The organism is Streptomyces sp. NPDC001093 (genome assembly GCF_040298985.1).
Lineage (GTDB): Bacteria > Actinomycetota > Actinomycetes > Streptomycetales > Streptomycetaceae > Streptomyces.
The window spans coordinates 51,940-71,250 of the sequence record NZ_JBEPBF010000028.1 but is presented as its reverse complement, the minus strand read 5'-3'; the positions used below and the strand labels follow the sequence as shown (position 1 = coordinate 71,250).

Annotated in this window: 20 protein-coding genes; 8 read left to right on the top strand and 12 right to left on the bottom strand. The window is 71.5% G+C overall.

All coding sequences use genetic code 11. The features are described from left to right. Window positions 1-441 precede the first annotated feature (441 nt). Window positions 442-747: a hypothetical protein gene (locus tag ABT288_RS16920; RefSeq protein ID WP_351607844.1), complete on the bottom strand. Its 306-nt coding sequence runs from the start codon at window positions 745-747 to the stop codon at window positions 442-444. Between the two features lie 7 nt (window positions 748-754). Then, window positions 755-1,390 carry an ATP-dependent Clp protease proteolytic subunit gene (locus ABT288_RS16915; RefSeq protein WP_351607901.1) on the bottom strand — a complete coding sequence of 212 codons (636 nt, stop codon included), beginning with the start codon at window positions 1,388-1,390 and terminating at the stop codon, window positions 755-757. 92 nt (window positions 1,391-1,482) lie between these two features. Between ABT288_RS16915 and ABT288_RS16910 the strand changes: the two genes are divergently transcribed. The 8 genes from ABT288_RS16910 (at window position 1,483) to ABT288_RS16875 (ending at window position 8,343) form a co-directional block, all read left to right on the top strand. Next, window positions 1,483-1,761 carry a type II toxin-antitoxin system Phd/YefM family antitoxin gene (locus ABT288_RS16910; RefSeq protein WP_351607841.1) on the top strand — a complete coding sequence of 93 codons (279 nt, stop codon included), beginning with the start codon at window positions 1,483-1,485 and terminating at the stop codon, window positions 1,759-1,761. Window positions 1,762-1,988: 227 nt separating this feature from the next. After that, window positions 1,989-2,291, top strand: coding sequence for an urease subunit gamma (locus ABT288_RS16905; RefSeq protein ID WP_093479411.1), 303 nt, complete (start codon window positions 1,989-1,991; stop codon window positions 2,289-2,291). 10 nt (window positions 2,292-2,301) lie between these two features. Further along, window positions 2,302-2,613: an urease subunit beta gene (locus tag ABT288_RS16900; protein WP_351607838.1), complete on the top strand. Its 312-nt coding sequence runs from the start codon at window positions 2,302-2,304 to the stop codon at window positions 2,611-2,613. Further along, a complete protein-coding gene (locus tag ABT288_RS16895) occupies window positions 2,606-4,327 on the top strand; it encodes an urease subunit alpha (protein WP_351607836.1) in 1,722 nt (573 codons plus the stop codon). The genes ABT288_RS16900 and ABT288_RS16895 overlap by 8 nt, the downstream gene beginning before the upstream one ends. A gap of 10 nt (window positions 4,328-4,337) precedes the next feature. Then, window positions 4,338-5,012 carry an urease accessory protein UreF gene (locus ABT288_RS16890; protein ID WP_351607834.1) on the top strand — a complete coding sequence of 225 codons (675 nt, stop codon included), beginning with the start codon at window positions 4,338-4,340 and terminating at the stop codon, window positions 5,010-5,012. Window positions 5,013-5,166: 154 nt separating this feature from the next. After that, complete coding sequence (gene ureG / locus ABT288_RS16885) at window positions 5,167-5,844, top strand: urease accessory protein UreG (RefSeq protein WP_351607832.1); 678 nt, start codon at window positions 5,167-5,169, stop codon at window positions 5,842-5,844. Beyond that, window positions 5,841-6,599, top strand: coding sequence for an urease accessory protein UreD (locus ABT288_RS16880; RefSeq protein WP_351607829.1), 759 nt, complete (start codon window positions 5,841-5,843; stop codon window positions 6,597-6,599). Before ureG ends, ABT288_RS16880 begins: the two co-directional genes overlap by 4 nt. Before the next feature lie 145 nt (window positions 6,600-6,744). After that, window positions 6,745-8,343 carry an alpha/beta hydrolase gene (locus ABT288_RS16875; protein ID WP_351607828.1) on the top strand — a complete coding sequence of 533 codons (1,599 nt, stop codon included), beginning with the start codon at window positions 6,745-6,747 and terminating at the stop codon, window positions 8,341-8,343. 63 nt (window positions 8,344-8,406) lie between these two features. On the opposite strand, the gene ABT288_RS16870 is transcribed toward ABT288_RS16875, so the two are convergent. The 10 genes from ABT288_RS16870 to ABT288_RS16825 all read right to left on the bottom strand — a co-directional run bounded on the left by ABT288_RS16870 (window position 8,407) and on the right by ABT288_RS16825 (window position 19,307). Beyond that, a complete protein-coding gene (locus ABT288_RS16870; protein WP_351607827.1) occupies window positions 8,407-9,441 on the bottom strand; it encodes an NAD-dependent epimerase/dehydratase family protein in 1,035 nt (344 codons plus the stop codon). Between the two features lie 62 nt (window positions 9,442-9,503). Next, on the bottom strand, window positions 9,504-10,229 hold the full coding sequence (locus ABT288_RS16865; protein WP_351607825.1) for a lysophospholipid acyltransferase family protein: 726 nt from the start codon (window positions 10,227-10,229) through the stop codon (window positions 9,504-9,506). A gap of 443 nt (window positions 10,230-10,672) precedes the next feature. Further along, window positions 10,673-13,147: a SpoIIE family protein phosphatase gene (locus tag ABT288_RS16860; RefSeq protein WP_351607822.1), complete on the bottom strand. Its 2,475-nt coding sequence runs from the start codon at window positions 13,145-13,147 to the stop codon at window positions 10,673-10,675. A gap of 111 nt (window positions 13,148-13,258) precedes the next feature. Beyond that, window positions 13,259-14,479: an ornithine--oxo-acid transaminase gene (rocD, locus tag ABT288_RS16855; RefSeq protein WP_351607819.1), complete on the bottom strand. Its 1,221-nt coding sequence runs from the start codon at window positions 14,477-14,479 to the stop codon at window positions 13,259-13,261. Further along, window positions 14,479-15,288 (bottom strand): dimethylargininase, encoded by an 810-nt coding sequence (gene ddaH / locus ABT288_RS16850; RefSeq protein ID WP_351607816.1) that lies wholly within the window; start codon window positions 15,286-15,288, stop codon window positions 14,479-14,481. Before ddaH ends, rocD begins: the two co-directional genes overlap by 1 nt. A gap of 153 nt (window positions 15,289-15,441) precedes the next feature. Further along, a complete protein-coding gene (locus tag ABT288_RS16845) occupies window positions 15,442-15,927 on the bottom strand; it encodes an Lrp/AsnC family transcriptional regulator (RefSeq protein ID WP_351607813.1) in 486 nt (161 codons plus the stop codon). A gap of 36 nt (window positions 15,928-15,963) precedes the next feature. Then, complete coding sequence (locus tag ABT288_RS16840) at window positions 15,964-16,131, bottom strand: hypothetical protein (protein WP_351607810.1); 168 nt, start codon at window positions 16,129-16,131, stop codon at window positions 15,964-15,966. An 89-nt stretch (window positions 16,132-16,220) separates the two neighbouring features. Next, complete coding sequence (locus tag ABT288_RS16835; protein ID WP_351607807.1) at window positions 16,221-17,171, bottom strand: cytochrome c oxidase assembly protein; 951 nt, start codon at window positions 17,169-17,171, stop codon at window positions 16,221-16,223. A gap of 102 nt (window positions 17,172-17,273) precedes the next feature. Beyond that, window positions 17,274-18,299, bottom strand: coding sequence for a 6-phosphofructokinase (locus ABT288_RS16830; protein ID WP_351607805.1), 1,026 nt, complete (start codon window positions 18,297-18,299; stop codon window positions 17,274-17,276). A gap of 279 nt (window positions 18,300-18,578) precedes the next feature. Beyond that, window positions 18,579-19,307, bottom strand: coding sequence for a type 1 glutamine amidotransferase (locus ABT288_RS16825; RefSeq protein WP_351607802.1), 729 nt, complete (start codon window positions 19,305-19,307; stop codon window positions 18,579-18,581). Between the last annotated feature and the right edge of the window lie 4 nt (window positions 19,308-19,311).

Here is a 19,311-nt window from a genome sequence, read left to right as displayed (position 1 = left end):
TCCGTTCCGGCGACCCGCCTTGCTCGGGTCCTCCACTCCTGCCGATCCACTCCTGTCGACCGGTCGTCCGGGCGGCGGCAGGACTCGGCGTCCGCCCGGACCGCCCCGCCGCGGTGGCGGGGGCTTGTCGTCAGTCAGGGATCTTCACGCACACCGGTCCGAAAATCCCAATACCTGAGGAGATTTGTGGCGTTACTCACCACTCACCCGTTCGGGTGGACAGTGTGGCGTTCGAGGCATCGTCAGGTCCCGGACGTAGCCCCGGACCTGGGGCGAAGCGCTTTCCCGTGAACGGCGAACCCGCGTGGAGCGCAACTCGGAAGGCGCCGAGAACGATCTGGATATACACCGGTCGGCGGTACATCGTTCGGGCCGTTTCAAGTCCGGTCCGAGCGGCGCCTGTCGACATCCGGGTCCCGTCCGGCCGGTCCGGCGTCCGGATCAGCCCACGTCGTCGGGCGGGAGCGCGACGCGCGCGGTACGGCGTTCACCGTCCAGCACCCGCAAGGCCCGTGCCAGCGTGTCCCCGTGCAGCTCCGTCTCGCCTCGCCGGTGCATCAACGCGAGGGCGTCACGCAGCTCTGCGGCCTTGCGCACCAGGGCCTGGGCGGCCCGCAGCCCGCGATAGGTGTCCCCGCCGTGCGCGGGATTGACGCGGCCCAGCAGGTCGGCGGCCTCCAGGTAACGATCGATCAGACCGCCCTCGGCCCGCGTCAGTGCGGGCAGTGGCGGCAGGTCCGGCAGCATCGGCGGCTCACCTCGCGTCCGGTGCGCCGGGGGTGCTCCGCCGGCCGGGAACGACGGCGTCCACCAGGCCGTAGGCCACCGCCGCGGGGGCGTCCAGGACCAAGTCCCGCGCCAGGTCGCGGTGTACCCGCTCGGCCGTGCGCCCGGTGTGCCGTACCAGCATCTCCTCCGTCAGTGCGCGCACCCGGGCCAACTCGTCCGCCTGGATGAGCAGGTCGCTGGTGTGGCCCTGCACCGGCTCGGCGAGCTGGGGCTGGGCGAGGACCATGCGCGCGCCGGGCAGGGCGAACCGCTTGCCCGGCGTGCCGGCCGCGAGCAGCAGCGCGGCGTGGGAGGCGGCCTGCCCCAGGCAGTAGGTGGCCACGTCGCAACTGACGTACCGCATCGTGTCGTAGACCGCCGTCAGTGCGCTGAACGAGCCACCGGGGGAGTTGACGTACAGCGTGATGTCCCGGTCCGGGGCCGCGTGTTCGAGGTACATGAACTGTGCCATCACGTCGTTCGCGGCCGCGTCGTCCAGCGGGGTGCCGAGGAAGACGATCCGGTCCTCGAAGAGCTTGCCGTAGGGGTCGAGCGTGCGGACACCGCCGCTGGTGCGCTCGGTGAACTCGGGCAGGACGTGACGGGCGAACGCTCGGGACAGGGACATAGGGCACCCCTTCTCATCGCACGGCCTCTGACGGGCTCGGCTTCTGTAAAAAATGTACAGGATGTACGTGACGTTATGATGGGGGCATGTCCTACGAGATTCCGGTGACGCAAGCCAGGGCTGAGCTCGCCGACCTGATCAACCGCGTCGTGTACGGCGGTGAGCGCGTCGTCGTGACGCGGCACGGCAAGCCGCTGGTCGCGCTGGTCTCGGCCGCCGACCTGGAGCGGCTGGACGCCCTCGAGGAGCCGGCCGGGGAGCAGGTCGTCAGCTCGGTCTCGGGTATCCGTGAGGCCGGTTCCGCCGCGCGCGAACAGCGGCGGTTCGGGATCGCCGCCGAGCATCGCGGTCCCGGCGTGTCCTGACCGCGCCGCGTATCGGCGATCCCGTCGCGCGGGTCATCGGTGGATCAAGGTCTGGTTAACGTGGCTGAAACTCCGGCGTTCTAGCCTGCCGATCCACGCCATCAGGGGCTTTTCTGCCCGGATTGAGGACGATCCGGGGATTTGTTTGCGTGTTACACCTATCCCCGTTGCGATGGCTGCGGCAACCGGACCCCGCACGGTCCGGAGCAAGGACTGTGAGGTGGGACGTGCAACTGACCCCGCACGAGCAAGAAAGGCTGCTGATCCACGTGGCGGCCGACGTGGCCGAGAAGCGCAGGGCCCGTGGGCTCAGGCTCAACCACCCGGAGGCGGTCGCCCTCATCACGTCGCACATCCTCGAGGGCGCGCGTGACGGCCGTACGGTCGCCGAGCTCATGTCCTCCGGTCGCAAGCTCCTCACCAGGGACGACGTCATGGACGGGGTCCCCGAGATGATCCACGACGTCCAGGTCGAGGCCACCTTCCCGGACGGCACCAAGCTCGTCACCGTCCACGAGCCGATCATCTGAGGGGGCCGCGATGATTCCCGGAGAGATCCTGTTCGCGGACGATCCCGTCCTCGTCAACGAGGGCCGCGCGATCACCCGCCTCACCGTCCTCAACGCCGCCGACCGGCCGGTCCAGGTCGGCTCCCACTACCACTTCGCCGAGGCGAACCCAGGCCTGGAGTTCGACCGTGCCGCCGCCCGCGGCAAGCGGCTGAACGTCGCCGCGGGCACCGCCGTGCGCTTCGAGCCCGGCATCCCCGTCGACGTCGAGCTCGTCCCCCTCGCCGGCGCCCGGATCGTGCCGGGGCTGCGCGGGGAGACCGGAGGTGCCCTCGATGCCTGAGATCTCGCGTGGCGCCTACGCCGATCTGTTCGGGCCCACCACCGGTGACCGTATCCGGCTCGCCGACACCGACCTGCTGATCGAGATCGAGGAGGACCGCTCCGGCGGACCCGGCATCTCCGGCGACGAGGCGGTGTTCGGCGGCGGCAAGGTCATCCGCGAGTCCATGGGCCAGTCCCGCGCCACCCGCGCCGACGGCACCCCCGACACGGTGATCACCGGTGCCGTCGTCGTCGACCACTGGGGCGTCGTCAAGGCCGATGTCGGCATCCGTGACGGCCGCATCACCGCGATCGGCAAGGCCGGCAACCCGGACACCATGGACGGCGTCCACCCCGACCTGGTCATCGGCCCCGAGACCGAGATCATCGCCGGCAACGGGCGGATCCTCACCGCCGGCGCCATCGACGCGCACGTCCACTTCATCTGCCCCCAGATCGCCGACGAGGCGCTGGCCTCCGGCATCACCACGCTGGTCGGCGGCGGCACCGGCCCCGCCGAGGGCTCCAAGGCCACCACCGTCACGCCCGGTCCCTGGCACCTCGCCCGGATGTTCGAGGCGATGGAGGCCTACCCGGTCAACGTGGGCTTCCTCGGCAAGGGCAACACCGTCTCCCAGGAGGCGATGCTCTCCCAGATCCGGGGCGGCGCGGCCGGCCTGAAGCTGCACGAGGACTGGGGCTCCACCCCGGCCGTCATCGACGCCGCGCTGACCGTCGCGGACCGCACGGGCATCCAGGTCGCCATCCACACGGACACCCTGAACGAGGCCGGTTTCGTCGGCGACACCCTCGCCGCGATCGCGGGCCGGGGCATCCACTCGTACCACACCGAGGGTGCCGGCGGCGGGCACGCGCCGGACATCATGACCGTGGTCTCGCAGCCCAACGTGCTGCCCAGCTCCACCAACCCGACCCGGCCCTACACCGTCAACACCGCCGAGGAACACCTCGACATGCTGATGGTGTGCCACCACCTCAACCCCGCCGTCCCCGAGGACCTGGCGTTCGCCGAGTCCCGGATCCGGCCGTCCACCATCGGCGCGGAGGACGTCCTGCACGACCTCGGCGCGATCTCGATCATCTCCTCCGACTCCCAGGCCATGGGGCGCGTCGGCGAGGTCATCCTGCGCACCTGGCAGACGGCTCATGTGATGAAGCGCAGGCGTGGCGCGCTGCCCGGTGACGGACGCGCGGACAACCAGCGCGTGCGTCGCTATGTCGCCAAATACACCATCAACCCCGCGCTCGCCCAGGGTCTCGCCGCCGAGATCGGCTCGGTCGAGACCGGCAAACTCGCCGACCTGGTGCTGTGGGAGCCCGCGTTCTTCGGCGTCAAACCGCAGCTCGTGCTCAAGGGCGGGCAGATCGCCTACGCGCAGATGGGCGACGCCAACGCCTCCATCCCCACCCCGCAGCCGATCCTGCCCCGCCCGATGTACGGCGCGACCGGCCGGGCCCCGGCCGCCAACTCGGTGAACTTCGTGGCCCCGTTGGCGATCGAGGACGGGCTGCCGGAGCGGCTCGGGCTCGGCAAGCGGTTCGCGGCGATCGCGTCCACGCGTGCGGTGACCAAGGCCGACATGCGGGAGAACGACGCCCGGCCCGACGTCCGGATCGACCCCGACAGCTTCGCCGTGCACATCGACGGCGAGCTGGTGGAGGCGACTCCGGCCGCCGAACTGCCCATGGCCCAGCGCTACTTCCTCTTCTGACGGTGTCGTGATGTCACGCGCGGCACTCCTCGTCCTGGCCGACGGCCGCTTCCCCGCCGGAGGACACGCGCACTCCGGCGGGGCGGAGGCCGCCGTCAAGGCGGGCCGGATCACCTCCGCCGCGGGCCTGGAGGACTTCTGCCGGGGCCGGCTGCACACCGCCGGGCTGGTCGCGGGCGCGCTGGCGGCGGCCGCCGTACTCGGCGTGGTTCCGGGCGAGCTGGACGCGGCGGCGGACGCCCGTACGCCGTCACCCGCACTGCGGACCGCTGCGCGCAGGCTGGGACGGCAGCTGCTGCGGGCCGCCCGAGCGAGCTGGCCGTCTGCCGAACTCGACGCGCTGGCACGGGAGTTCCCCAAGGGCGCCCATCAGCCCGTCGTGCTCGGCATGGCCGCCCGGGCGGCCGGACTCGCCCCGCAGGACGCGGCCTACTGCGCGCTCTACGAGAGCGTCAGCGGACCGGCCACGGCCACGGTACGACTGCTGAGCCTGGACCCGTTCGACGCGACGGGCGTACTGGCCCGGCTGGCGCCGGAGCTGGACCGCGTCGCGGACCGGGCCGTCGAGGCGGCGCGGAAGGCGGCCGCCGAGGGCAGCGACGCGCTGCCCGCCGGTTCGGCACCGCTGCTGGAGGTCATGGCGGAGGAACACGCCGCATGGCCGGTGCGACTGTTCGCTTCATGATCTTGCCCGCCCGTCCGCCCGTCCGCCCGTCCGCCCGCCCCTCTCCGCCCGTCCACCCGTCCGCCCGGATCGCCTGGTTCAAGGGTGACCGTTCGCGGCCCCAAGCCCTCCCGCACACGTGATCCGGCCTCTCGCCCCCACAGGAGCCGTACCCATGCACCTCGACCACACCCACTCCGGCCCCGCCGCCCTCAGCGCCGACGCGCACCGGCCCGACGGCTCGCGTCGCGCCCTGCGCATCGGGCTCGGCGGGCCCGTCGGGTCCGGGAAGACCGCGACCGTCGCGGCGCTCTGCCGGGCCCTGCGCGACGAACTGTCGCTGGCCGTCGTCACCAACGACATCTACACCCGTGAGGACGCCGAGTTCCTGCTCCGCGAGGCCGTGCTGCCGCCCGAGCGGATCACGGCCGTGGAGACCGGCGCCTGCCCGCACACCGCGATCCGCGACGACATCTCCGCCAACCTCGAAGCCGTGGAGGACCTGGAGGACGCCGTCGGCCCGCTGGACCTGATCCTCGTCGAGTCCGGCGGCGACAACCTCACCGCGACCTTCTCCAAGGGGCTCGTGGACGCGCAGATCTTCGTGATCGACGTGGCCGGCGGTGACGACATCCCGCGCAAGGGCGGCCCCGGTGTCACCACCGCCGACCTGCTCGTCGTCAACAAGACCGACCTCGCGCCCCACGTCGGATCCGACCTCGCCCGGATGGCCGCCGATGCCAAGGCCCAGCGGGCCGAACTCCCGGTGGTCTTCCAGTCGTTGCGCGGCGAGCCCGGCGTCGCCGCCGTGGCCGCCTGGGTGCGCGAGCGGCTCGCCGCGTGGACGGCATGACGGCCACCGGGGTCCGGGCGGACGCGCGGATCGTGGCCCGGGCCGACGGCCGGGGCGGCACCGTGCTTCCCGTACTGGACAGCGACGGCCCGCTGGCCCTGCGCCGGACCCGGTCCGGCGGCCGCGAGGCGAGGGTCATGGTCGTCGGCGCGATGAGCGGCCCGCTCGGCGGCGACCGGTTCTCGCTCACGGCGAGCGTGGCCGAGGGCGCCCGGCTGCACGTCGGCTCCACCGCCGCCACCCTCGCCCTGCCCGGGCAGGCCAAGGAAGAGGCCCGCTACGACGTGCGGCTCGACGTGGCCGACGACGCCGAACTGCACTGGCTCCCCGAGCAGTTGATCTCGGCCCGCGGCAGCGACCTGCACGTCACCACCCGCGCCGAACTCGCCGCCGGAGCCCGGCTCGTGCTGCGCGAGGAGCAGGTGCTCGGCCGGGCGGGAGAGGAACCCGGGCGACTCACCAGCAGGCTGACGGTACGGGTCGCGGGCCGTACGGTGCTGGACCAGGAACTGGCCTGCGGGCCCGGGGCGCCGGGGGGCTGGGACGGACCGGCGGTGCTGGCGGGGCGCCGCGCGGTGGGCCAACTGGTCGTCGTGCGCCCGGAGTTCGCGGGTCATCCGGTCGAGCCCCGGCTGCTGGGCGAGTGCGCGGCCCTGATGCCTCTGGCCGGCCCGGCAGTCCTGGTCAGCGCGGTGGCACCGGACGCACTGCGCCTGCGTCGAGTCCTGGACGAGGCACTGACCCGCCTCGGCTGAAGTCCGCTTCTCCCCACCGGACATGACCATCCGTTTATCGGATTGGTAAAGATGCCGGGCGCCCCCTGTTCTCGGACGGCTCACAGCCGAGAGGATCCCCGAACTGACCACTCGCAGTGATCCTGATGTAGGGGGAGGGGCCCACTTGAGGGACAACAGACCGAAGAGCCGCCTGCTGGCGCTCGGTTCGGCCGGAGCACTCGTCACCGCCACCCTGATCGCCGGTGCCGTCACGGCGCCCGCGGCCAGCGCCGCCGGCCGGACCGGCCAGGACCGGGAGGCCCAGGGCGCCGCGATCGCCGCCGCCCGCGCCGCCAAGGCCGGCATCGACTGGCAGGACTGCCCGGCCGACTGGGGGCTGGAGAAGCCCATCCAGTGCGGCTGGGTCAGCGTGCCGCTGGACTACGCCCACCCGTACGGCGAGCAGATCAAGCTCGCCGTGGACCGCATCGGCAACACGGGCACCAAGGAGGAGCGCCAGGGCGCCCTCGTCTACAACCCGGGCGGTCCCGGTGGCTCCGGCCTGCGCTTCCCGCGCCGGGTCACCACCAAGAACCCCGTCTGGGCGAACGTCGCCAAGGCCTACGACTTCGTCGGCTTCGACCCGCGCGGCGTCGGCCACTCCGCGCCCATATCCTGCGAGGACCCGCAGGAGTTCGTGAAGGCGCCGAAGATGGACCCGGTGCCGGACACCGAGGCGGACAAGACGGCCCAGCGCAAGCTGGCCCGTGAGTACGCCGACGGCTGCCTGGACCGCACCGGCCGCGCGATGCTCCAGCAGATGACCACGCCGAACACCGCCCGCGACCTGGACGTCATCCGCGCCGCCCTGGGCGAGAAGAAGCTCAACTACCTCGGCGTCTCCTACGGCACCTACCTCGGCGCCGTCTACGGCACCCTCTTCCCGGGCCACCTGCGCCGCATGATCGTGGACAGCGTGGTCAACCCCGCTCGCGAGAACATCTGGTACCAGGCCAACCTGGGCCAGGACATCGCCTTCGAGGGCCGCTGGAAGGACTGGGAGGACTGGGTCGCCGCGAACGACGCCGCCTTCCACCTCGGCACCACCCGCGACGCCGTCCAGGCCAAGTGGCTCGAGCTGCGCGCCACCGCCAAGAAGAGCCCCATCGGCGGGGTCGTCGGCCCGGCCGAGCTGATCTCCTTCTTCCAGAGCGCGCCGTACTACGACTCCTCGTGGGTGCCGGTCGCCACGGTGTTCGGCAAGTACTTCGCCGGTGACACCAAGGCACTGGTCGACGCCGCCGCGCCGAACCTGTCGAACACGGCCGGCAACATCACCGCCGAGAACGGCAACGCCGTCTACACGGCCGTCGAGTGCACCGACGCCAAGTGGCCCACCAGCTGGAAGAAGTGGGACCGGGACAACACCCGGCTCAACGCGGACTACCCGTTCATGACCTGGGCCAACGCCTGGATGAACCTGCCCTGCGCCACCTGGCCCGTCAAGCAGCGGACCCCGGTCGACGTCAAGACCCACAAGGGCCTGCCGCAGGTGCTGATCGTGCAGTCCACCCGGGACGCGGCCACCCCGTACGAGGGCGCCGTCGAACTGCACCAGCGGTTCCAGGGCTCCCGTCTGATCACCGAGAAGGACGCGGGCTCGCACGGTGTGACCGGCCTGGTCAACCCCTGCATCAACCAGCGCGTCGACGCCTACCTGCTCGACGGCAAGCTGGACGGTGCGGACGTGACCTGCGGCCCGCACGCCACGCCCAAGCCGTGACCGGGATCGTACGGTGACGAGGGGCGGCCGGGCTCTCCGGCCGCCCCTCGCTCATGTCCTCGCTCAAGCCCCCGCCCCTGCGGCGAACTCGGCGTCCTCGGCCGCGTAGTCGAACAGGTCCGGATACGCCCGGGCGAGGAGCGGGAAGCTCTCCCGCCAGTCCCGCCCGGCGAGGGCGTCCGTCAGCCATCCGACCGTATCCGGCAGGCTCTCGGCGTACGAGACCACCGGCCGGTAGCCCAACTCCCGCTCGGCGGCGGACATGTCGAGGACGACCGGCAGCGGAACCGACCACGGCGTGCTCCCCACGGAACCGTCGGGAGGACCGTCGAGCAGCGCCGTCTCCGTCTCCACGCCCATCACCGCGTCGACCGCCGCTCCGATCCCGGCGACCGTCGGCGCCTCGCCGTCACAGGCGTTGAGCACCCGGGTACCGGGCCGGGCCGCCGCCAGCCGGACCAGCTCGGCGACGTTCCGGGCGCTCGACGGATGGAACCGGCTCTCACCCTTGTACGACAGCACCCGCCTGCGCCTGCCGTCCAGGTTCCGCTTGACGAAGTACAGCTCACGGGGCAGCGGACTGTACGGCCCGTGCACCGCGCCCGGCCGCAGCACGGTCACCGGCAACCGGTCGGCGGCCGTGAGGAGTTCGTGTTCCAGCGCGGCCTTGCGGGTGCTGTACGACGCCTCGCCCGGAGCCACCGTCGGCTGGTTCTCGGGGACCGGCACCGGGTAGGCCGGAAAGCCGTCCGGCTCGTGCGACGTGTCGAAGTTCCGGCCCGTTCCGTCGTCGTACACGGACACACTGGAGATGACGACCGCCGAACCGACACGGCCCGCCAGGGACGTCAACTGCCGTGCGTGCACGGCGTCGTACGCGACCATGTCGACCACCAGGTCGCAGCCGTCGCCGATCAGCGCGGCCAGTGCCGTGTCGTCGGAGCGGTCCAGCCGGACCGTCCGTACCCCGTCGTCCCACCCCTGGTCCCGGCGGCCGCCGCGCGAGGCGGCCGTCACCTCCCAGCCGTCCCGCACCAGCGCGTCCACCGTCGGACGGCCGATCTGCCCGCTCGCCCCGATCACCACAGCTCTCTTCATACGGTGAGCCTAGGCACGTGGGCCGCCCGGGCGACGGTCCTTCTGCCGTCGGCAGAGGCGGTTCAGCCGAGCGGCGCCCGCGGGAACCTGCGCTCCCTCGTGCCCTTCTCGGCGGCCTGCCGCTCCTTGACGACGGCCGCGTACTCGTCGACGTACTCCTGCTCCGACAGCGCCAGGATGGAGTACATGATCTCGTCGGTGACGGCCCGCAGGATCGCCTTCTCCTGCTCCATACCGGCGTAGCGGGAGAAGTCGAGCGGCTTGCCGAAGCGGATGGTGACCGGGCGGATGCTCGGGATGACCTTCCCCGGCGGCTGGGCCTCGAACGTGCCGATCATCGCGCACGGCACGACCGGCACCCCGGCCCTCAGCGCCATCACCGCGACGCCGACCTTGCCCTTGTAGAGCCTGCCGTCGTGCGAACGGGTGCCCTCCGGGTAGATCCCCAGCAACTCACCCCTGCGCAGCACCTTCAGGCCCTCGCGGATCGCCGCCTGCCCCGCGTCCTTGCCCGAGCGGTCCACCGGGATCTGCCCGGCGCTGCGGAAGAAGAACGCGGTGAGCCGGCCCTTCAGCCCCGGGCCGGTGAAGTACTCCGCCTTGGCGAGGAAGGTGATCCGGCGCCTGAGCATCGCCGGCATCAGGAAATGGTCGGAGAAGGACAGATGGTTCCCGGCGACGATCGCGGGGCCGGAGTCCGGCACGTTCTCCAGGCCCTCGATCCGGGGACGGAACACCAGTCTCAGCAGGGGACCGAGCAGCACGTACTTGAGCAGGTAGTAGAACACGGCTCACTCCTCACTTCACCGGCTCCCCTCGGGAACCGGCGTCTGTCCCAGGTCAGCCCTGGTTTCCCGGCAGTTGGCTCATGTGCGCCTGTGGTCATCCTTAGCCGGGTTCTGCCGGTCTCATGCTGACCTTTTGCCGAGTTGCCTGACGGTAGGTCAGATTCTTGGTCGATGCGGTGCCGGTCGACAAGCAGCCTCTCGGCGGTCAGACGTGCTCGCAGGGGCGAGCCACCCGGGGTGCACGTGGCCCCCGCAATCCTTACGTCACCGGCCGCAACGGGGCAATGGGCGGGGCCTGGAGACGTCGGCGAGGACGCAGCGGCAGGCCGCGCCACCGAAGTCCCTGACGCCACTGCCGAGTTCACGCGAGAGCCCTTCGCCTCGTCAGCGGCTGACGCCGGCGCGGGGGTGTCGCTCACCGCGGTCCGAACGTTCCGTGTCGGTCAGGCCGGCTGGTTCGTCGTGGACTGCTCGGCCCAGATGATCTTCCCGCCGGGGGCGAAGCGGGTTCCCCATCGCTCGGTGAACTGGGAGACCAGCAGCAGTCCGCGGCCGCCCTCGTCCGTGGCGCGCGGATGACGCAGATGGGGCGCGGTGGCGCTGCCGTCGGAGACCTCGCAGATCACGGCGGCCCGGTCCCTGATCAGCCGGAGCCGGAAGGGGCCGTCCGCGTGCCGGATGGCGTTGGTGACCAGCTCGCTCACGACCAGTTCCGTGGTGAACGCCAGTTCCTGAAGCCCCCACTCGCTCAGCTGCCGGATGGCCTCCTTGCGGGCGTCGGAGACCACGGCCGGGTCGGCGGGCAGCTCCCAGTCGGCGACCCGGTCGGCGCCGAGCAGCCTGGTGCGGGCCATCAGCAGGGCCACGTCGTCGTACGGCCGGGCCGGGACCAGCGCGTCCACCACGGCCCGGCAGCGCGCGTCGAGCGTGGGGGCCCGCTGTTCCAGGGCGCGGCGCAGCCGGTCGCGGTCCACGGCGACGGCACCGGCGTCGTCCGTGTCGTCCCCATGGACCAGTAGCCCGTCGGTGTGCAGGGCCAGCGTGCTGCCCTCGGCCAGCGTCAGTTCGACCGCCTCGAAGGGCGGACCGCCCGCACCGAGCGGCGGCCCCTGCGGCAGGTCGACGAAGCTGACGACGCCGTCGGGCAGGACGACGGCGGGCGCGGGATGGCCCGCGGCGGCCATCGTGCACCGCCCGTTGACGGGGTCGTAGACCACGTACACGCAGCCCGCCCCCACGGCCTGGACACCGGCGGCCTCCGGGTCCTCGGGTCGGACGCCCTCTTCCCGGGCCATCCGCGACACCAGGTCGTCGAGGTGCGCCAGGACCTCCTCGGGCGGCAGATCGAGCGCCGCGAGCGTGTGCACCGCGGTGCGCAGCCGCCCCATGGCCGCCGCGGCGTCGATCCCGTGCCCCGGCACCTCGCCCACGATCAGGGCCACGCGCGCACCGGACAGCGGGATGATGTCGTACCAGTCGCCGCCGAGGCCGGTCAGCTCGTCGGCCGGCCGGTAGCAGGCGGCCACCTCCACCGCGTCCTGCTCGGGCAGCCGGCGCGGCAGCAGGTTGCGCTGCAGGACCAGGGCCGCGTCCCGCTCGCGGGTGTAGCGGCGGGCGTTGTCCACGCAGACCGCCGCCCGCGACACCAGGTCCTCGGCGAGACTCAGGTCGTCCTCGTCGAACGGCTCCTGACGGTGGCGCCGGAAGAAGGCGGTGACGCCCATCGTGATGCCTCGGGCGCGGATGGGCACGATCATCACGCTGTGCAGGCCGAGCTCCAGGAACGTCGCCGCCCGGCCGCCGGGGATGTCGGTGGCCCACTCCTTGGCGAGCGGGTCGAGCCGTTCCTCGCGCCAGGACCGGCCCGTGGTCAGACTGCGGATCGGGGGCGAACCGGCGAAGTACGTGGCGACTTCGCCGATCTCCACGACGGCTTCCGGAGCCCCGGGAATCACCGACTGGTGCCCGGCCCGCCGCAGCGGCACCTCGTCCGTGTCCCGCACCGGCCCCGGCTCGGGCTCCGCGCCCCGCAGCACGGACTCCAGCAGGTCCACGCTGACGAAGTCGGCGAAGTCCTGTACGGCCACGTCCGCCAGTTCCTGCGCGGTCCGCACGATGTCCAGGGTGCGGCCGATCTGCTCACCGGCCCGGTCGAGCAGGGCCAGGCGCTGCCGGGCGCGGTGCCGTTCGGTGATGTCGACGACCGTGTAGTACACGCCCATGGGATGGCCCTGGTCGTCGTCGAGGCGGGTGAACGACATCATGTGCGCCGTCTCCCGGTGCGGCGCCGACCGCAGTTGGCCCACATGCTCGTAGCCGACCACGGCCCGGCCGGTCTGCAGCACGCGCCGCATCTGCGCCTCGATGCCGTCGGAGTCGATCCCCGGCTGGATCTCCGCCAGCCGCCGCCCCAGCCGCTCCCGCGGGGAGCCGCCGCCGTACCGCTCCAGGGCCTCGTTCGACCACACGCACCGCAGATCGGTGTCCACGATCGCGATGCCGACCGGGGAGTCGGACACCATCTGCTCCAGCACCCCACGGCTCATGTCCCAGCCGCGCGCCCCGGCCACGTCGGAGACGAGAACCAGCCAGTGCGGGGCGCCACCGGGTTCCACCGCAGGAGTGATCCGCACCATCACCCGCATCGGCTGCCCGCCCTTGCGCCGTGCGGTCAGCAGCCCCGCCCAGCCGCCGTCCCTGCGGCACCGCTCGGCCAGTTCGGGCACTCGCGCGGCGTCCTCGGCGGACAGCAGGCCGGTCACCCTGGTGCCCACCACCTCGGCAGCCGTGTAGGCCAGCAGGCGCTGGGCGCCCCGCGTCCAGCTCGTCACCACGCCCTGCGCGTCGAGCAGCAGGGGCGCGGCGTCGGCCACGTCGAACCGCTGCCGGGTGACGTCCTGCTCCTCTTGAGTGCCCACGGCCGACCTCTCTGTAGCTGAGAGTGGTCTACCCCCTCTTGGCTCAATCGTCACTCTTCGGGCAGCCGGGTGACGGGTGGGGGGCGGCCCGCGGTCACCCCCCGACCCGCGTCAGGAACCCAGTACCTTCTCCAGTGCCGCCAGCGCGGAGCGCAGCTCCTCCGCCGTGATCGTCAGCGGCGGTGCCAGCCGGATGGTGGAACCGTGGGTGTCCTTCACCAGGACCCCCTCCCGCATCAGCCGCTCGCTGATCTCGCGGCCGGTGCCGATCGCCGGGTCGATGTCGACGCCCGCCCACAGACCACGGGAGCGGAAGCCGACCACGCCCCGGCCGGCCAGCTCCGTCAGTCCGTCCCGCAGGATCACGCCCAGTTCGGCGGCCCGGCGCTGGAACTCACCGGTCCGCAGCAGCTCGACCACGGCCGTGCCGACCGCCGCCGCGAGCGGGTTGCCGCCGAACGTGGAGCCGTGCTCGCCCGGGTGCAGCACCCCCAGCACCTCGCGCCGGGCCACCACCGCCGACACCGGCACGATTCCGCCACCCAGCGCCTTGCCGAGCAGCAGCACGTCCGGCACGACGTCCTCGTGCTCGACGGCGAAGGTGCGGCCGGTGCGGCCGAGGCCCGACTGGATCTCGTCGGCGATGAACAGACAGCCCTTGCGGCGGGTCAGCTCGCGCACCCCGGCGAGATAGCCGTGGTCCGGGATGATGACACCCGCCTCGCCCTGGATGGGTTCGAGCAGCACGGCCGCCGTGGTCTCGTCGACGGCCTCCTCCAGCGCGGCGAGGTCGTTGTACGGCACGATCCGGAAGCCGGGCGTGAAGGGGCCGAAGCCCGCCCGCGCCGTCTCGTCCGTGGAGAAGCTGACGATGGTCGTCGTACGGCCGTGGAAGTTCTCCGCCGCCACCACGATCGTCGCCCGGTCGGCGGGGACGCCCTTCACGTCGTACGCCCACTTGCGGGCCACCTTGATGCCGCTCTCCACCGCCTCCGCGCCGGTGTTCATCGGCAGCACCATGTCGAGGCCGGTCAGCTCCGCGAGCCGCTCGGCGAAGGAGGCGAGCCGGTCGTTGTGGAAGGCGCGGGAGGTCAGCGTCAGCTGGTCGAGCTGGCGGTGTGCGGCCTCGATCAGCGCGGGGTGCCGATGGCCGAAGTTCAGGGCCGAGTAGCCGGCGAGCATGTCCAGGTACCGGTGGCCCTCGACGTCCTCCACCCAGGTGCCCTCGGCGCGGGCGACCACCACCGGCAGCGGGTGGTAGTTGTGCGCCAGGACCGGCTCCTCCGCACGGATCAGGTCGTCGGACGTACGGGTGCGCGCGGGTGCGGTCATCAGCGGATCTCCTGGGTGCAGCACTTGATGCCGCCGCCGGCCTTGTGGAACTCGGACAGGTCGACGGGGACGGGGGCGTAACCATGGCCGGCGAGGCGCTCGGCGAGCGCCTCGGCCTGGGGGGCTATGAAGACGTTCTGTCCGTCGGAGACGGAGTTCAGGCCGAACGCCATCGCGTCGTCGCGGGTGGCGAGCACCGCGTCCGGGTACAGCCGGCGCAGCACCTCACGGCTGCCAGCCGAGAACGCCTCGGGGTAGTAGCAGATGTTGTCGTCGTCGAGGACGAACAGCGCCGTGTCCAGGTGGTAGAAGTACGGGTCCACCAGGGTCAGGCCGATCACCGGGTGGCCGAGGAACTCCTGCGCCTCCCGGTGCGCCTCACGGGTGGTGCGGAACCCGGTGCCGGCGAGCACGTACCGGCCCGTCCACACCAGGTCGCCCTCGCCCTCGGTCACCGACTCGGGGCGGTACACGTCGTAGCCCGCCGTCTTGAACCAGGTGTCGTAGTGCAGCGACTCCGGGCGCCGCTCCGGCGCGTGGAACAGGGAGCCGAAGACCCGGCCGCCGACCACGAACGCCGCGTTGGCGGCGAAGACCATGTCGGGCAGGCCGGGTACCGGCTCGACCGACTCGACGGTGTGCCCGTGGTCGCGGTAGGCGCGGATCAGCGTCTGCCACTGTTCCCGGGCGAGGTCCACGTCGACCGGCCTGTCGGGGTGCATCCAGGGATTGATCGCGTACTGCACGGCGAAGTGTCTGGGTTCGCAGACGAGGAAGCGCCGAGGACGCTGTACACGGCTTTCGGACACAGAGGGTTTCCTCCGCTTTGCTGTGTGTCACTTGGGGTGCACACCACGGTAGAAAGGGAGGCAGACGGCCGACAAGAAAAGAAAGCTGCGTAGATGCGCAGCATCGCTGCGTCTTTCAGGACGTACGCGCACGACTCCTGCGCATGCCTCGACTCATTCGGGTGCCGCGTGGGTCGCGCCGGCCTCCGGGCTTTCCGGGAGGAGGTGGGAGAGCACCATCACACTGATCGTCTTCCGGATGAACGGCTCGACCCGGATCCGCTCGAGCACCTCCTCGAAGTGCTCCACGTCCCGCGCCCGCACGTGCAGCAGCGCGTCGGCACCGCCGGTGACCGTCATGGCCGCCGTGATCTCCGGATGGTTGCGCACCACCTCCGCCAGCCGCCGGGGCGGGGCCGCGCCCTCGCAGTACACCTCGACGTACGCCTCGGTGCGCCAGCCGAGCGCGGAGGGCCTCACCGTCGCCGTGAACCCGGTGATCACCCCGGTCTCCCGGAGCCGGTCCACCCGCCGCTTGACCGCGGTCGCGGACAGTCCGATGCCCGCGCCGATCTCGGCGAAGCTGGTCCGGGCGTTCGCCATCAGCGCGGTGATGATCTTGCGGTCGAGGTCGTCGAACGAGGTAGTCCTGCTGTTCATGCGGGCACTGTAGTCAGCCGCGCCGGGCGGCCGGCCTCACGACTGGGTGACGATCATGGCGAGCGTCAGCAGTCCCAGCACCACCCATCCGAACCACAGCCAGCCGTTGCTGCCGAGCGCGACCGTGTAGGCGGTCACGACGACGAGGCCGCCGACCGTGAGAGCCCCCATCGCCTTGGTGGAACCGTTCGTGGAACCGGGCATCGTGACACCCTCCTCTTGGTCCGTCCATGACCATGGTGCCCCTGTTCTCGCCCGGACGGGACGGCTCCGCCCCAGCTCTCGCGTGCGGCTCAGCTCTCGCGTGCGTTGAGCGAGGCCAGATAGGCGTTGTACGCCTCCAGCTCCTTGTCGCCGTCCCGGTCCGCGGCCCGGTCCTTGCGCCTGGCCTGCCGCTGCTCGGAGCCGTACCACTGGAACAGCAGCGCGATCAGCACCAGCACGGACGGGATCTCGCTGAACGCCCAGGCGATCCCGCCGGCCGCGTTCTGGTCGGACAGCGCGTCGATGCCCAGGGAGGCCGGCGGGTGCTTGAAGGTGTCCACCATCGGCTCCGTGGCCATCATCAGCGCGATACCGAAGAACGCGTGGAACGGCATGCCCGCGAACAGCTCCAGCATCCGCATCACGTATCCCGGGCGGTACGGACCCGGGTCGACGCCCATGATCGGCCAGAAGAACACCATGCCCACGGCGAAGAAGTGCACCATCATCGCGATGTGCCCGCTCTTCGACCCCATCAGGAAGTCGAACAGCGGGGTGAAGTACAGGACGTACAGGCTCGCGATGAACATCGGGATCGTGAACGCCGGGTGCGTGACGATCCGCGTGTAGCGGCTGTGCAGCAGCGCCAGCAGCAGCTCGCGCGGGCCCTTGCGGCCCCGGCCGGCGGTCGGCAGCGCCCGCAGCGCCAGCGTGACCGGGGCGCCGAGCAGGATCAGGATCGGCGACAGCATGCTGATCACCATGTGCTGCACCATGTGCACGCTGAACATCACCATGCCGTAGTCGTTCAGCTTGGTGCACATCACCAGGGCGACGGTCAGCACACCGACGACGTACGACACCGTACGGCCCGCGGACCAGGCGTCCCCGCGCCGCCGCAGCCGTACGACACCCCAGCCGTACAGGGCGAGCCCGGACAGGCAGGCCACGAGGAAGAACGGATCCGCCGACCACTGGAGCCCCCGCCCCAGCGTGAACGGCGGCAGATCCATCAGCATGCCGTGTCCGCTGTGATCCATCCGGCGGCTCCTGATTCGTGGGGGTTGTGCGAGTTGTCCGCCCCAAGAGTAGAACCGCCCCCGGTCACTGCCGTGACCGGGGGCGGGTTGTTCCGGGGTGAACTACAGGACGCACTCCGCCTCGTCGTACCGCTCCACGGGGACGGTCTTCAGGGTCTCGACCGCCTCCGCCAGCGACACCATCACGATGTCGGTCCCGCGCAGCGCCGTCATCCGCCCGAACTCACCCCGGTGCACGGCCTCCACCGCGTGCCAGCCGAAGCGGGTCGCCAGCACCCGGTCGTACGCCGTCGGCGTGCCACCCCGCTGCACATGACCCAGGATCACCGGCCGCGCCTCCTTGCCGAGCCGGTGCTCCAGCTCGACCGACAGCTGCCGGGCGATCCCGGCGAAGCGCTCGTGGCCGTAGATGTCCTTGCCGCCCTCGTCGAAGTCCATCGTGCCGGGCTTCGGCTTGGCGCCCTCGGCCGCGACCACGATGGCGAAGCGCTTGCCCGCCTCGAACCGTTCGCCGACCTTCTGCGTCAACTCGTCGATGTCGAAGGGCCGTTCCGGGACGACGATGGCGTGGGCGCCGGCCGCCATGCCGGAGTGCAGCGCGATCCAGCCGGTGTGCCGGCCCATGACCTCCACGATCAGCACACGCTGGTGGGACTCGGCGGTGGTCTTCAGCCGGTCCAGGGCCTCCGTCGCCACCGTGACGGCCGTGTCGAAGCCGAAGGTGACGTCCGTGACAGCGATGTCGTTGTCGATGGTCTTGGGCACGCCCACGATCGGCAGCCCGTTGTCCGACAGCAGCCGGGCCGCCTTCAGCGTGCCCTCACCGCCGATCGGGATGATCGCGTCCAGGCCGAGTTCCGCGACATGGCCCTTGGCCCGCTCCACGCCGTCCCGCAGATGCTCCGGGCGGACCCGGGAGGAGCCGAGGATGGTGCCGCCGCGCGCCAGGATGCCGCCCACGGCGTCGAGGTCGAGCTTGAGATAGTCGCACTCCAGGAGGCCCTTCCAGCCGTCCCGGAAGCCGATGACCTCGTCGCCGTGGTCGGCGACGGCACGGTGCACGACGGACCGGATGACGGCGTTCAGGCCGGGGCAGTCGCCGCCGGACGTGAGGACACCAATGCGCATAGCCCGAAATACCTTCTCAACGTGGGCCGGGAAACCGGACCACGGTGTCCGGCGGATTCCCGGCCACCCTACCGGCGTGAGGGGGTGGCTCCGTAGCGGGCGTCCGCCTGCTGGACGCGCCCGCACATGTGAGCGGACGGGCCGTCAGGCGGGCCCACTACGAGGCTGGCGCACCACGCTGGAATATCGCTGAAGCCGCACCGGGGCGGGCTGCTGAGCAGCAGTGTTCACGCGGGTTGTTGCGCGGCAGTGCTCACGCGGGCTGCCGCGCAACAGTGTTCACGCAGGCTGCTGCGCAGCCGTGATGCGCTCGTTGCGGAGTGCCTCGTACCAGCGGTCGTCGATCGGCGGCAGCGCGTTGACGTCCAGCGCCAGCTTCAGCAGCAGGTCGGCGATCTGCGGGTTGCGGGCGAGGACCGGGCCGTGCATGTATGTGCCGAAGACGGTCCCGTTGTACGCGCCCTCCGTGCCGTCCCCGGTGCCGTTGCCCTTGCCGATCTTCACCCGCGCGAAGGGGCGGGCGGTGGGGCCGAGGTGGGTGACGCCCTGGTGGTTCTCGAAGCCGGTCAGCTGCGGCAGGCCCAGCTGAGGGTCGATGTCGCCGAGCACGTCACCGACGCACCGCTCGCCCTCGCCGCGCACCGACACCACGTCGAGCAGGCCGAGGCCCGGCTCGCGCTGGCCGAGGTCGTTGATGAACTCGTGGCCGAGGATCTGGTACCCGGCGCACACGGAGAAGACGATCGCGCCGTTCTGCACCGCGCGCTGCAGATGCCCGTCCCGGCGCAGCCGCTCGGCCGCGAGCCGCTGGGGACGGTCCTCGCCGCCGCCGATCAGGTAGATGTCGCCGGAGGTCGGGATCGGCTGGTCGCTGCGCACGTCCAGCCGGGCCACGTCCAGGCCGCGCTGCCGCGCCCGCCGCTCCACGACGAGGGCGTTGCCCTGGTCGCCGTAGGTGCTGAGCAGGTCCGGGTAGATCCACACCAGCCGCAGTTGGTTGTCGCTCATGAGG